11 protein-coding genes are annotated in these 13,944 nt (G+C 72.1%); 4 read left to right on the top strand and 7 right to left on the bottom strand.

Translation table 11 applies throughout. The features are described from left to right. Positions 1-2 precede the first annotated feature (2 nt). The 3 genes from ACWGN5_RS14975 (at position 3) to ACWGN5_RS14965 (ending at position 4,040) form a co-directional block, all read left to right on the top strand. Entirely contained in the window at positions 3-1,610 is a 1,608-nt protein-coding gene (locus ACWGN5_RS14975; RefSeq protein WP_453514933.1) for an FAD-dependent oxidoreductase, read from the top strand. Positions 1,611-1,711: 101 nt separating this feature from the next. Next, positions 1,712-2,773 carry an LLM class flavin-dependent oxidoreductase gene (locus ACWGN5_RS14970; protein WP_453514930.1) on the top strand — a complete coding sequence of 354 codons (1,062 nt, stop codon included), beginning with the start codon at positions 1,712-1,714 and terminating at the stop codon, positions 2,771-2,773. A 142-nt stretch (positions 2,774-2,915) separates the two neighbouring features. Next, complete coding sequence (locus ACWGN5_RS14965) at positions 2,916-4,040, top strand: PAC2 family protein (RefSeq protein ID WP_453514928.1); 1,125 nt, start codon at positions 2,916-2,918, stop codon at positions 4,038-4,040. A gap of 48 nt (positions 4,041-4,088) precedes the next feature. Here the strand turns inward: ACWGN5_RS14965 and ACWGN5_RS14960 are convergent, their stop codons facing one another. The 5 genes from ACWGN5_RS14960 to ACWGN5_RS14940 form a co-directional block, all read right to left on the bottom strand. After that, a complete protein-coding gene (locus ACWGN5_RS14960; RefSeq protein WP_453514925.1) occupies positions 4,089-7,145 on the bottom strand; it encodes an NPCBM/NEW2 domain-containing protein in 3,057 nt (1,018 codons plus the stop codon). 116 nt (positions 7,146-7,261) lie between these two features. After that, positions 7,262-8,491 carry a cysteine--1-D-myo-inosityl 2-amino-2-deoxy-alpha-D-glucopyranoside ligase gene (gene mshC / locus ACWGN5_RS14955; protein ID WP_453514923.1) on the bottom strand — a complete coding sequence of 410 codons (1,230 nt, stop codon included), beginning with the start codon at positions 8,489-8,491 and terminating at the stop codon, positions 7,262-7,264. Between the two features lie 165 nt (positions 8,492-8,656). Continuing rightward, the gene (locus tag ACWGN5_RS14950) at positions 8,657-9,493 is read right to left on the bottom strand and encodes an SCO1664 family protein (RefSeq protein ID WP_453515032.1); all 837 of its coding nucleotides are present in this window, start codon (positions 9,491-9,493) and stop codon (positions 8,657-8,659) included. Further along, positions 9,457-10,047, bottom strand: a complete 591-nt coding sequence (locus ACWGN5_RS14945) for a DUF3090 domain-containing protein (RefSeq protein WP_453514921.1) — start codon at positions 10,045-10,047, stop codon at positions 9,457-9,459. Before ACWGN5_RS14945 ends, ACWGN5_RS14950 begins: the two co-directional genes overlap by 37 nt. 67 nt (positions 10,048-10,114) lie before the next feature. Continuing rightward, a complete protein-coding gene (locus ACWGN5_RS14940; protein ID WP_453514918.1) occupies positions 10,115-10,804 on the bottom strand; it encodes a histidine phosphatase family protein in 690 nt (229 codons plus the stop codon). A gap of 25 nt (positions 10,805-10,829) precedes the next feature. On the opposite strand from ACWGN5_RS14940, the gene ACWGN5_RS14935 reads away from it, so the two are divergent. Then, positions 10,830-11,822 carry a magnesium and cobalt transport protein CorA gene (locus ACWGN5_RS14935; protein WP_453515029.1) on the top strand — a complete coding sequence of 331 codons (993 nt, stop codon included), beginning with the start codon at positions 10,830-10,832 and terminating at the stop codon, positions 11,820-11,822. Between the two features lie 16 nt (positions 11,823-11,838). Here the strand turns inward: ACWGN5_RS14935 and ACWGN5_RS14930 are convergent, their stop codons facing one another. Both ACWGN5_RS14930 and ACWGN5_RS14925 read right to left on the bottom strand, forming a co-directional pair. Further along, positions 11,839-12,624, bottom strand: coding sequence for a ferritin-like domain-containing protein (locus tag ACWGN5_RS14930; protein ID WP_453515028.1), 786 nt, complete (start codon positions 12,622-12,624; stop codon positions 11,839-11,841). Positions 12,625-12,834: 210 nt separating this feature from the next. Then, a complete protein-coding gene (locus ACWGN5_RS14925; RefSeq protein WP_453514915.1) occupies positions 12,835-13,884 on the bottom strand; it encodes an LLM class F420-dependent oxidoreductase in 1,050 nt (349 codons plus the stop codon). Between the last annotated feature and the right edge of the window lie 60 nt (positions 13,885-13,944).

The following is a 13,944-nucleotide window of genomic DNA, read 5'->3' as shown; positions in this document are numbered from 1 at the left end:
AGATGACCACCCTGCAGAGCGTCCCTGCCCTCGGGACGCACCCGGCTGCCGGTTCCCTGCCGAGCCGCGCCGAGACCCGGGAACAGCTTTCCAAGGCGACGTACGACCTCCTGGTGATCGGCGGCGGCATCCTGGGCATCTCCACCGCCTGGCACGCCGCGCAGTCGGGCCTGCGGGTGGCCCTGGTGGACGCCGGCGACTTCGCCGGCGCCACCTCCTCCGCCTCCTCCAAGCTCCTCCACGGCGGCCTGCGCTACCTGCAGACCGGCGCGGTGAAGCTGGTCGCGGAGAACCACTTCGAGCGGCGTGCGGTCTCCCGCCAGGTGGCACCGCACCTCGCCAACCCGCTCACCTTCTACCTGCCCGTCTACAAGGGCGGCCCGCACGGCGCCGCCAAGCTGGGAGCCGGAGTCTTCGCGTACTCCGCCCTCTCGGCCTTCGGCGACGGCGTCGGGCACCTGCTCTCCCCCGCCAAGGCCGCGCAGGACGTGCCGGAGCTGCGCACCGACAACCTCAAGGCCGTCGCCGTCTACGGCGACGACCAGATGAACGACGCCCGCATGGCGCTGATGACGGTCCGCGCCGCCGTCGACGCCGGCGCCACCGTCCTCAACCACGCCGAGGTCACCGGGCTGCGCTTCACCCGCGGCCGGGTCACCGGCGCGGAGCTGAAGGACCGCACCACCGGCGACGAGTTCGGCGTGAACGCCCGCCTCGTGCTCAACGCGACCGGCCCGTGGGTCGACCACCTGCGCAAGATGGAGGACCCCAACGCGGCCCCCTCCATCCGCCTCTCCAAGGGCGCGCACCTGGTCCTCAAGCGGACCTCGCCGTGGAAGGCGGCCCTGGCCACCCCGATCGACAAGTACCGCATCACCTTCGCCCTCCCCTGGGAGGACATGCTGCTCCTCGGCACCACCGACGAGGAGTACGAGGGCGACCCCGGCCAGGTCGAGGTCACCGAGAAGGACACCGCCCAGATCCTGGACGAGGCCGCCTTCTCCATCCGCGACCAGCAGCTCTCCCGCGACCTGATCACGTACGCCTTCGCCGGCCTCCGGGTGCTCCCGGGCGGCCCCGGCGACACCTCCAAGGCCAAGCGCGAGACCGTCGTCACCGAGGGCCGCGGCGGCATGCTGTCGGTGGCCGGCGGCAAGTGGACGACCTTCCGCCACATCGGCCGCACGGTCATGAAGAAGCTGGAGCAGCTCCCCGGCCACCCGCTCGGCGAGGACTACGAGCCCGTGTCCGCGCTGCCGAAGCGCCTCCCGCTGCCCGGTATCGCCAACCCGAACGCCGTCGCCCACCGGCTGCTCGTCGACGGTCCGGCGCCCGGCCCCCGGATGGCCGCCGACACCGCCAAGCACCTGGCCACGCACTACGGCTCGCTCTCCTTCGACATCGCCCGGATGGCGAACGAGAACCCCGAGCTCGCCCGCCGGATACACCCGGACGCCCCGGAGATCTGGGCGCAGGTCGCCTACGCCCGCGACCACGAGTGGGCCGAGACGGCGGACGACGTGCTGCGCCGCCGTACGACGCTGACCATCCGCGGTCTCGCGACGGACGAGATCCGCGCCGACGTCGAGTCGATGCTGCGCAAGCAGTAAGTCCCGTGCTTCCAGGGGCGGTTCCTCTTCGAGGGGGCCGCCCCTGAGGCGTGCCATGCGCCCGCCACACTCCCGCAACACTCGGCGCGCACAGTTGAGACATGAAGTTTCAGGTGCTCACGATCGTCCACCACTCCCCGCACCCGCTCACCGGCGAACTGCTGTCCGCCGCCGACCGGTTGGAGCAGGTCGTCACGCTCGGCGAGACCGCCGAACGGCTCGGCTTCGACGCGTACGCGGTCGGCGAACGGCACGCGGGCGCGTTCCTCTCCTCGGCCCCGACCGTGCTGCTCGCCGCGCTCGCCGCCCGCACCAGCCGGATCCGGCTGCTCACCGGCGTCACCGTGGTCGCGATCCTCGACCCGGTCCGGGTCGCCGAGGACTACGCGACGCTCGACCAGCTCTCCCGGGGCCGGCTCGAACTCGTCGTCGGCAAGGGCGCGGAGGCCGGCCACTTCGACCTCTTCGGCCTGGACGAGGAGCGGCAGTGGGACCTCCAGAAGGAGAAGTACGAGCTGCTCCGCCGGCTCTGGACGGAGGAGGGCGTCGACTGGGAGGGCGAGTTCCGGCCGCCGCTGAAGAACGTGACCACGGTGCCGCGGCCGTACGCCGGTCCGCCCCGGATCTGGCACGGCTCGGCCACCAGCCTCAACTCCCCCGAGCTCGCCGCGAAGCACGGCGATCCGCTCTTCACCGCCAACGCGATCCAGCCCCGCGAGGCGTACGCGAAGCTCATCGCCCACTACCGCGAGAAGTTCGAGGAGTACGGGCACGACCCGGCCCACGCGCGCGTGGCGGCCGGTTCCGGCGGGCTGCTCATCGCCGACACCCCCGAGCAGGCGGTCGGCCGCTACAAGGAGCTGTACGAGGCGAAGGTGCGGCAGAGCTTCAGGCCGCACCTGGAGGGCAGGGCCGGCTACAACACGCCGTTCCGCACGATCGAGGACGCGATCGCGGACGGCCCCCAGCTGATCGGCTCCCCGCAGCAGATCATCGACAAGATCCTCGGCTACCACGCGTCCTACGGGCACGACCTGCAGTCCATCTCGGTCGACACCTTCGGCCAGTCGACGGCCGAGCAGCAGGAGACCCTCCAGCGGTTCGCCGAGGAGATCGCGCCGGTGGTGCGGAGAGAGGCGCCCAGCACGCTGTGGGAGGAGTGACTCCGCCGTGTGCGGAGGCGAGTTCCTGGGTAGTCGATCAAGGCCGCACGGGTTTTCGGGGACGTCCGGGGGCTGCGGGCGGACCACCGGAAAGCCGTAAGGTGGGGCCGTACGACAGGAACTTCGAATAAGGAGGCGCTGGGTGATCGAGCTCGAGGGGGTACCCGAGCTGATCGACCCGGTCATGGTGGCCGCGTTCGAGGGCTGGAACGACGCCGGCGACGCCGCCTCCACCGCGGTCGCCCATCTCGACCGGGAATGGAAGGGCGAGGTGTTCGCGGCGCTCGACGCCGAGGACTACTACGACTTCCAGGTCAACCGCCCCACGGTCTTCCTGGACAACGGGGTCAGAAAGATCACCTGGCCGACGACCCGGCTCTCGGTGGTCCGGGTCGGCGGCGAGAAGCCCCGCGACCTGGTGCTGGTGCGCGGGATCGAGCCCTCGATGCGCTGGCGCTCGTTCTGCAACGAGCTGCTCGCCTTCGCGCACGAGCTGGGCGTGGAGATGGTGGTGATCCTGGGCGCGCTGCTCGGGGACACCCCGCACACCCGGCCGGTCCCGGTCAGCGGGGTGACCTCCGATCCGGACCTGGCGCGGACGATGGACCTGGAGGAGACCCGGTACGAGGGCCCGACGGGCATCGTGGGCATCCTCCAGGAGGCGTGCACGCACGCGGGCGTGCCGGCGGTGAGCCTGTGGGCGGCGGTGCCGCACTATGTCTCGCAGCCGCCGAACCCGAAGGCGACGCTGGCGCTGCTCAACCGTCTGGAGGACCTGATCGGGCTGCGCATCCCGCTGGGCGAGCTACCGGAGGACGCGCGGGCCTGGCAGCTGGGCGTGGACCAGCTGGCGGCCGAGGACAGCGAGGTCGCCGAGTACGTGCAGACCCTTGAGGAGGCGCGGGACACGGCGGAGCTGCCGGAGGCCTCGGGCGAGGCGATCGCCCGGGAGTTCGAGCGGTATCTGCGGCGGCGCGAGCCGGGCACGGGCCCGGGTTCCGGTCCGGGCGTGGCGACGGAGGGCGGCGAGTTCCTGAGGGATTCCGGCAGCGGCCGGACCCGCCCGCCGAAGCCGGAGCAGCCGGGCCCGGAGTCGGTCCCGGGGACGGATGCCGGGCCGGATGCCGGGCCGGATGATGCCGGAACCGATGCCAGGTCGGATGCCGGAACCGATGCCGGGTCGGATGCCGGGTCGGATGCCGACGAGGGGCCGGCCGGGGGATCCGGCGACGGTCCCGAAGGGCCCGACGGCGAGGCCGGGACGTAGGACGGCAGAACGGGAGGGGTGCCCGAGGGCGCCCCTCCCGTTCGTGTGTCAGGCGCAGCCGAAGCGGGCAGCCGCCCAGTCTCCGTGGTCGCCGCTCTTCGACCCGTTGGTGTCCGTGATCTTCAGCCGGACGTGCCGGGCGCCGGTCACGTCGACGTTCACGGGCAGGGTCGCGGAGGCGCCGGTCAGCCGGGGCGAGGTCCACAGGACCCGGCCGTCGGCCTCGACGGAGAAGGCCACGTCCCCGTAGCCGTCGATCTCGTCGTCGATGCCGACGTCGGCGGTGAAGGTGGTGCAGCGGCCGCCGAGGTAGACCTCGATGTCGGAGTCGGCGTGGGCGCCGATGCCCTTCTCGTAGGTCTTTCCTGCCAGGGTGAGCGGGTGGCCGTCGGCGGCGCCGGACTCGCCGTTGGAGCGGTCGCGCTCGGGCGGTCCCCAGCCGTTGGTGGTGCGCAGCCAGGCCAGGTCGCTCGCCCAGGCATCGGCGGTCGGCGCCGGGGGCATCACCCCGATCGCGAACCGCTGGACGGCGGTGCGGTCGGTGCCCGCGGCCCGGTGGCGGGCGGTCGCCGTGAGGGTGGCCTCGCCGAGCTTGGCGTCCGCCGCCGGGGTGACGGCGACCTGGACCCGGCGGGTGGTGCCGGCCGGGATGCGGGCGATCGGGGCGGCCGGGGTGACCTGCCAGCCGGCGGGGACGGCGAGGGAGACCCGTACGTCGGTGGCGTCCCGGGTGCCCGCGGTGACGTCCACGGCGACCGTGCCGGGAGTGCCGGTGCCGAGCTCCTGCCCGGTGGGGGCGGCGAGGACGGCGGAGGCGCCGGGGACGGCCCCGCCGACGGCGCTGGTCTCGGTCAGGCGCAGTTCGAAGCCGCGGTCGGTGGACTGGGCCGCGGTCTTGATCCGGACCACTCCCCCGCGCTCGTCGCGGTCGTACCACCAGCCCTGGCCGGCCGCGTCGAAGGCGGCGCGGGAGGTGAGGGCGGGCAGCGCGCGTCCGTCGAGCTTCACCGTGCCGGGGGCGTCGCCGGTGTGGACGGTGAAGGCGTACGGCCGGGCGGCGGGCTTGCCGGTGTACGAGCCGGTGCTGGCGCCCAGGCGGATGGTGACGTCGCCGGGGCCGGCCTGCGGGGCGCCGACCTCGGCGCGCTGGGTGGCGTACTTCCCGGTGCGGTGCTCGCGGGTGACGCCGTCGTCCTCGTACAGCTCGAAGGAGGTGTTGCCCTTCGGGTAGACGTCCCAGGCGATCGGGTCACCGGGGGCGCGGTCCTGGTACGAGCGGATGGAGCCGGGCCACATGGGGACGGCCGCCCCGGCCCGGACGAAGAGGGGCAGGGTGTCGAGCGGGGCGCTGTAGTCGTCGACGGTGACGGGGCCCTGGTAGGTGCGGCCGCTCCAGTAGTCGATCCAGGTTCCCTCGGGCAGATAGATACCGTCACGCTCCACCGCGTCCCGGTAGACGGGCGCGACCAGGAAGTCCTCGCCGCTGAGGAACTCGTACTTCGCGGCGTCGGTCGCGGCCTTCGGGTCGTCCGGGTATTCGAGGGCGAGCGGCCGGGCGACGCCCACGCCGGTCCGGGTGGCCCGGTAGGCGTGGCTGTAGAGGTACGGAAGCAGGGCCTCGTGCAGCTTGAGCGAGGCACGGTTGATGCTCGTGTACGGCTCGCCGTACCGGAAGGGCTGCTTGTCGTTGGCGGCCCAGCCGTCCATGGTCATGGTGACGGGCAGGAACATCTTCCACTGGAGGTCGCGGGTGTACGTCTTGGCGCTGCCGCCGAAGATGCCGTCGACGTCACCCGTGGTGTAGGCGAGCCCGGACATGGACGCGCCCGCGTACGTGGGGATCTGCCAGCGGATGTACTCCCAGCTGCCGGACTGGTCGCCGGACCACTGGACTCCGCAGCGCTGGGCGCCGGACCAGCTCTCGGGGGCCCAGGTGAAGCCGCGGGCGTCGCTGTTGGCCTCGATCCCGGCGTGGGCGTCCTTGCAGCCGTCGAGGGCGAACTTGTAGCCGGAGCCGACCCAGGCGACGTCGAGCTTGGCGACCCGCTGGCCGGCCTTGACCTGGTCGGCGAGCTTGTCGATGCCGTCCTCGGTCCACAGGCCGAGCTTCATGTCGCGCTGCGCGAGGCCGGCGGTGGTCTCGGCGAGGTTCTCGTAGCCGCAGCCGTAGCCGTCGTTGACGAGCATCCAGCCGTTGGGCATGTCGTTCGCGACGTAGCCGTCGGCGACCTTCAGGGCGTCGAGGGTGTGGCGCTCGCCGCGGTTGGCGTTGTGCAGGTAGCAGTCGGAGTCGCCGATCTCCAGGCCGTACACGGGCGGCAGGAAGGGCTTGCCGGTGAGCCGGGTGTACTGGCCTATGACGTCCTTGAGGGCGTCGCCGCCGCTGCCGGCGAAGTAGTAGGCGTCGAAGCGCTGTTCCTTCGCGCTGGTCGTGACCGGGTCGGTGAAGGCGTAGGTGTTGGGCGCGTAGGTGTTGCGGTAGACGCCGTATCCGGCGGAGGAGAGGTAGAAGGGGACGGAGTTGGGGTGGCCGCCGTCGTTCCAGTTGTAGTCGACGCCGACCTCGACGGTCTTGTCGCGGTGGGAGGTGTTGCCGCGGCCGTTCTGCATGCCGGCGCCGTAGAACTGCTCGTCGGCGCCGCGGGCGAGGGTCTGGACGGTGCGGTCCTGGTTCCAGGTGAGGCCCTGGGTCTCGGTCCAGAGCGGGGTGCCGTCGGCGCGCACGGCCGAGAAGCGCAGGGGTGACTTGGTGGCGCGCAGGGTCACCTTGGCGGTGGCGAGTTCGTAGCGGTCGCCGAGGTCGCGCCAGCGGGTGGCCGGCGGCGGGCCCTGGGGCAGCGTGATGTCGGTGCCGGTGGGGTCGGTGAACCTGCCGTCGGGGGCGAGTTCGATGCGGAAGGTGTCGTCGGTGACGAAGGAGACGCGGGCCTCGGTGTGGCCGGCGGTCAGCCGGTAGACGGCCCCGTCGGCGGCGAAGCCGGTGACCTCGCCGACGGTGGTGTCGGTGGGTGTGGCCGACGCGGTGGAGCCGGGTCCCGCGAAGGCCGCGAAGAGCCCGAGGACGACTCCGGCGAGTGCAACTTTCATGCGTGATGATGATTGCATACAGGTTGTTTAGCGCAGGAGCGAGCATTCCCGCCAGGACAAAACGGAACCGCCCTCGGACTTCCATGAGAAGTCCAAGGGCGGTTGCCTGAAAGGGAGTTGTACGGTCCCGCTCGTTACAGGGCGACACCGAGCAGGGCGTCGACGGCGCGCGAGACGAGGCCGGGGGCGGACTCGTCCGTGCCGCCCTCGGTCGTCTGGAGCTCGGCCCAGCGGTCCACCGCGGCGAGCGCGGTGGGCGTGTCGAGGTCGTCGGAGAGCGCCTCGCGGAGCTCCTCGACGAGCGCGTCGGCGGACGGGCCGTCGGGGCGCGAGACGGCGGCGCGCCAGCGGCCGAGCCGCTCCACGGCCGTCTCCAGGACCTGGTCGGTCCACTCCCAGTCGTCGCGGTAGCGGTGCGAGAGCAGCGCGAGCCGGATGGCGGCCGGGTCGACGCCGTCGCGGCGGAGCTTGGAGACGAAGACCAGGTTGCCCTTGGACTTCGACATCTTCTCGCCGTGCAGGGCGACCATGCCGGCGTGGACGTACGCCTTGGCCATGGGGAACTCGCCCGTGAGGGTCTGGGCGTGGGAGGCGCCCATCTCGTGGTGCGGGAAGATCAGGTCGGAGCCGCCGCCCTGCACGTCGAAGCCCATGCCGAGGTGGTCGAGGGCGATGGCGACGCACTCGATGTGCCAGCCGGGGCGGCCGGGGCCGAGGCTGCCGCCGTCCCAGCTCGGCTCGCCCTCGCGGGCGGCCATCCAGAGCATCGGGTCGAGCGGGTTCTTCTTGCCCGGACGGTCCGGGTCGCCGCCGCGCTCCGCGGAGAGGTGGCGCATCAGCTCCGTGTCGTAGTTCGACACCTGGCCGAAGTGCGGGTCGGCCTCGACGGAGAAGTAGATGTCCCCGTCGAGCTCGTAGGCGGCGCCGGAGTCCCGGAGGCGCTCGACCAGCGGGATGATGCCCGGTATGGCCTCGACCGCGCCGATGTAGTGCTGCGGGGGCAGCATCCGCAGGGCGGTCATGTCCTCGCGGAAGAGGGCGGTCTCCCGCTCGGCGAGGCCGACCCAGTCGATGCCGTCGCGGAGCGCGCGCTCCAGGAGCGGATCGTCCACGTCCGTCACGTTCTGGACGTAGTGCACCTGCCGCTTGGTGTCGAGCCACACGCGCTGAACGAGGTCGAACGCGTTGTAGGTCGCCGCGTGACCCATGTGGGTCGCGTCGTACGGCGTGATGCCGCAGACGTAGATACGGGCGACGGGGCCGGGGGCGAGGGTCACTCGTCCACCGGTCGCGGTGTCGTGGATCCGGAGGTCGCGGCCCTTGCCGGGAAGGGCGGGGACCTCAGAAGCGGGCCAGGCATGCATGACCCGAGCGTAACCGGACAGGTGTTCCGGATACGAACCGGATCCGGGATCTTGACCGATTAGGCGCTCTTGCGGGTCGGAGGCGTGCGTGCATACCCCCCAGGGGTCCAGAGCCCTCCGGACCATGTGGCCGAAAACATTCGGTCCTGCCGGTGGCCCGTGACCTCAGACGGGCGGCCAGGGGATCGCCGGCCACTGCCCCGAGGGCTCCGGGTGCCGCCCCGTGGCGCGCAGCGCCTCCACGCGGGCGCGTACGGCCGCGACCTCGGCTCCCGTGAGGAGTTCCGCCAGTCGGGTGGCGAGCGGCGCTCCGGGGGCCAGGGACCGGTCCAGCGAGTCGAGCACCCCGGCGGCCTCGGCGGGCAGCTCCTCGCCCGCCCAGCCCCACAGCAGGGTGCGCAGCTTGTCCTCGACGTGGAAGGTCACCCCGTGGTCGATGCCGTACAGCCGACCGCCAGGCGCCGGCAGCAGATGCCCGCCCTTGCGGTCGCCGTTGTTGATGACGGCGTCCAGGACGGCCAGCCGGCGCAGCTCCGGGGTGTCGGCGTGGACGAGGAGCGCGGTGCGCTCCTCGTCGATCTGCGCGGGCCCCACGGCCTTCCAGCCCTCGCCCGCCTCCTCGTCCTCGGTGAGGGCCAGGAGCCGCGCCCCGGGGTCGGCCTCGATCCACAGCTGGACCATGCCCTCCCCGTACGGCCCGTCGCGGAGCACCGTCGGCGGGACGAGGCCCCAGCCGGTGGCCTCGGAGATCTCGTACGCGGCGACCTCGCGCTGGGCGAGGGTGCCGTCGGGGAAGTCCCACAGGGGCTGCTCCCCCGCGACCGGCTTGTAGACGCAGGCCGCTTCCCGGCCCTCGTGGGCGACGGAGCAGTACAGCACGGCGTTGGACGCCTCGCGGACCCGGCCGCGCACGGTCAGCTCACCGCGCGCGAGCAGCTCGGTGTCGCGCGGGCTCTCGGGGCTGCTCATGCTCCGCGGCGGTATCCGTTCTGGCGCGGGCAGACGTGCCCCTCGGGGTCGAGCGGCAGGCTGCACAGCGGGCAGGGCGGCCGGCCGGCGTTGACGACGTCGAGGGCGCGCTTGGCGAAGGCCCGGGCCTGGGCCCCGCTGAGCCGGACCCGGAGCATCGGCGGGCCGTTCTCCTCGTCCTGGAGCAGCCGCTCCTCGGCCTCGGCGAGGTCCTCCTCGGAGTCCGCGTCGAGTTCGACCAGCGCCTGCGCCTCGACGATCATGCGCTGCTCCTCGCCGTCCCAGGCGAGGGCCATGGTGCCGACCCTGAACTCCTCCTCGACGGGCACGTCGAGGGGAGCGGTGTCCGCGATCTCGGCGGGGGCGACGGCGGGCACGGGCGCGTTGCCCCCGGTGCGGCGGACGACCTCGTCGAGGAGTTCGTCCATGCGCTCGGCGAGGGCCGCGACCTGGGTCTTCTCCAGGGCGACACTGGTGACCCGGCCGGCGGCGGACGCCTGGAGGAAGAACGTACGGCGGCCAGGCAGCCCGACCGTGCCGGCCACGAAACGCTCCGGTGGGTCGTAGAGGAACACCTGACGGGACACGTTCCCGGCTCCCTTGAGTCTCGACAGTCGTACTACAGCGGCGCGTCCACCCTACTGCGCGTGGGGATCACGGTGCGCCCGCACCACCACCGACCTCCGCCGTCCCACCGCTGTCGGGGTGCTCCCGGGGGGCGAATCCGGCGAAGTCCCCGGTGTCGCCGAGGCGGAGGAGGAAGGGACGCACGCGCGTGTAGCGGATCGCGGTGACCGAGCAGGGGTCGACGTGGATGCGCTGGAAGAGGTCCAGGTGGAGGCCGAGGGCGTCGGCGACGATCGCCTTCACGATGTCCCCGTGGGAGCACATGAGGTACGTGGCGTCCTCGCCGTGCTCGGCGTCGATGCGCGCGTTCCAGTCGCGTACGGCCTCGACGGCACGGTTCTGCATGGCCCGCATGGACTCGCCGCCGGGGAATGCGGCGGCGGAGGCGTGCGCCTGGACGACCTCCATCAGGGGCTCGTCGTTGAGCTCGGCCAGCTTGCGGCCCGACCAGTCGCCGTAGTCGCACTCGTTGATCCGGTCCTCGACGTGCAGCGGGAGACCGGGGCGGGCGTCCAGGAGCGGCCGCAGGGTCTCCCGGCAGCGCTGGAGGGGGCTGGTGACGGCCGCGGCGAGCGGCACGTCCGCGAGGCGCCCCGGCAGGGCGGCGGCCTGGGCGGCCCCGCGCTCGTCGAGCGCGATCCCGGGCGTGCGCCCGGCGAGGACCCCGGAGGTGTTGGCGGTGGAGCGTCCGTGCCGGACGAGGATCAGCGTGGCCATGCGGGCCAGCCTAGGCGGTGCGAGAATGCGCGGCGTGATCGTGGACTCTGCCATCTACCGGGACGGGCGCCGTACGGACGGACCCGCCGACCTCTCGGACGCCCTGGAGGAGGCGCGGGCGACGGGCGACGCGTTCCTGTGGGTGGGGCTCCACGAGCCCTCGGAGGCGGAGTTCGCCCATGTCGCCTCCGAGTTCGCGCTGCACCCGCTGGCCGTCGAGGACGCGTTGAAGGCCCATCAGCGGCCCAAGCTGGAGGTCTACGACGACTCGCTCTTCGTGGTGCTCAAGCCGATCGTGTACGAGCCGGAGAGCGACCGGGTGTCCTCCGGCGAGCTGATGGTGTTCATGGGCGACTCGTTCGTCGTGACGGTCCGGCACGGCGAGGGCGCTCCCCTCGCGCAGGTCCGGCGGCGCCTGGAGGCCGAGCGGGAGGTCCTGAAGCACGGGCCGACGGCGGTGCTGTACGCGGTGAGCGACGCGATCGTGGACCACTACCTCGACGTGGCGGCCGAGCTCCAGGTCGACCTGGAGGAGCTGGAGGCGGACGTCTTCGCGCCCAGGGCCGGCAATCCGGCCAACACCGCGGAGCGGATCTACACGGCCAAGCGGCAGGTCCTGGAGTTCCGCCGGGCGAGCGGTCCGCTGGCCGGACCCATGGCCCGGCTGACGGCCGGCTCGGTGCCCTTCGTCAACGAGCGCTCGCAGCCCTTCTTCCGTGACGTCAACGACCATCTGCTGCGCTCCAACGAGCAGGTGGAGGGCCTCGACCGGCTGCTGTCCGACGTGCTGTCGGCCCATCTCGCGCAGATGGGCGTCCGGCAGAACGACGACATGCGGAAGATCTCGGCGTGGGCCGCCATGGCCGCGGTCCCCACGATGGTCGCGGGGATCTACGGGATGAACTTCGACCACATGCCGGAGCTGCGCTGGGAGGCCTCGTACCCGGTCGTGATCCTGGTGATGACGGGCATCGTGCTCGCCCTGTACCGGGTCTTCAAGCGGCGCGGCTGGTTGTAGCCCCCGCCGGCCCCGCTCAGAAGGCGGGGGCGGGGGTCGCGGGGCCGCCCAGGGCGTTCAGCCGCTCGGGCATCCGCAGGTCGACCATCCTGTGCCAGCCGGCGGCGCGCTCGTACGCGTACACGGCGTGGATCCCGGCGGCGAGGACGGCCGCCTTGGGCTTCGGCCAGCCGAGGATGCGGCCCATGTGCCGCATCACGGCGAGGCTGACGTCGCGGTAGACCCGGATCTCGGCGAGGGCGGACGCGCGCAGCGTGCGCTGGATCAGCCGGCCGTGGCCCTGGCGGGCGAGCCGCAGCAGTTCCTCGTGGCAGTAGGCGAGGTGGTTGTCCTCGTCGTTGCAGATCATCCGGATGGCCTTGCCGAGCTCCGGATGGTCACCGAAGTACTTCACGAGCAGCTGCATCTGGTCGGCGGCGCGCTCCTCGGTGACCCTGCTGTGCGCGAGGTAGACGACCACGTCCTCCTCGGTGAGCGGCCGGTCGGCGCGGAGCTTCTCGTGCGCGAGGCCGATGCCGCGCTGTTCGAGCAGCATCGTGTAGTCGGTGTCGGGGGGCACGGGGACGGGTTCGAGGCCGCGCTTCTTCATCAACGCGTGGAAGATCCGGCCGTGCTTGTCCTCGTCGGCGCCGTGCCGGGTGATCTTGGGCGCGAGGGCGCGCATGCCGGGCGCGACGAGGGCCGCGATCCGGGCGTTCTCCCAGCCGCCCTGGGACTCGCCGCTCGCGGCGATGGAACAGAAGAGCCGGAAGGACTCGTCGTTGTCGATGATTTCCTGGAACAGGGCCTTGGCCGTGAGCATCGCCGCCACCTCCGTGCGGACGTCCGCACTCCGGTACGTCCGGGAAGAACGAGTCAAGTCGGCTCCCGGACGGCGGGCAACAGGAGGGCACGGCGGCTCGGCCGAAAGAGTGAGTCCCGAGGGCGTAACCGGTGGCCCCGTGGAGCGTTTATCCGCATGACGGCCGTGGCGGGGAAGACCCCCGAGCCCCCACCACGGCCGCAGATTTTCCTAGGCCAGGCCCGCCTGCTCCATCGCCTCGACGCCTGCCCGCAGGGCCGCAAGGCGCTCGTCCAGGGTGAAGCCTGCCGGGGCGAGGGTCAGGGTGGTGACCCCGGCCTCCGCGTAGGCCGTCATCCGCTCGGCGATCCGCTCGACGGAGCCGAGCAGCGTGGTCTGGTCGATCAGCGAGTGGGGCACCGCGGCCGCCGCTCCGGCCTTGTCGCCGGCCAGGTACTTGTCCTGGATCTCGGCGGCCTCCTTCTCGTACCCCATGCGCTGGGCGAGCTGGTTGTAGAAGTTCTGCTTCCGGCTGCCCATGCCGCCGACATACAGCGCGGTGTACGGGCGGAACACGTCGGCCAGCGCGGTCACGTCGTCGCCGAGGGCGAGCGGCAGGGTCGGACAGACGTCGAAGCCGTCCATGGTCAGACCGGCCTTCTCACGGCCCGCCCGGAGGTGCCGGAGCGCGGTCTCCTCCAGGTGCTCCGCGGACGGGAAGATCAGCAGGGCGCCGTCGGCGATCTCGCCGGTCTGCTCCAGGTTCTTCGGCCCGATCGCGGCGATGTAGAGCGGGATGTGCTCGCGCTGCGGGTGGACGGTGAGCTTGATCGGCTTGCCGGGGCCGCCGGGCAGCGGCAGCGTCCAGTGCTCACCGTCGTAGCTGAGCCGCTCCCGGGTCATCGCCTTGCGGACGATCTCGACGTACTCGCGGGTCCGGGCGAGCGGCTTGTCGAACTTCACTCCGTACCAGCCCTCGGAGACCTGCGGTCCGGACACGCCGAGGCCGAGGCGGAAGCGGCCGCCGGTGAGCGAGTCGAGGGTGGCCGCCGTCATCGCCGTCATCGCGGGCTGACGCGCCGGGATCTGCATGATCGCGGAACCGACGTCGATCCGCTCGGTCTTGGCCGCGACCCACGCGAGGACGGTGGGGGCGTCGGAGCCGTAGGCCTCGGCGGCCCAGCAGACGTCGTAGCCGAGCCGGTCCGCCTCCTGGGCGACAGCGAGATTGTCGCCGTCCATGCCGGCGCCCCAGTAGCCGAGGTTGATGCCGAGCCGCATTCCACGCACCCCTTACCCATCGGTAACGTCTCTTTGGCCGGACTCTAGCGCGCGCGTGGG

Source organism: Streptomyces sp. NPDC055815 (genome assembly GCF_053616475.1).
The sequence above is the reverse complement of the archived record's forward strand: the minus strand, read 5'-3'. Positions and strand labels throughout refer to the sequence as shown.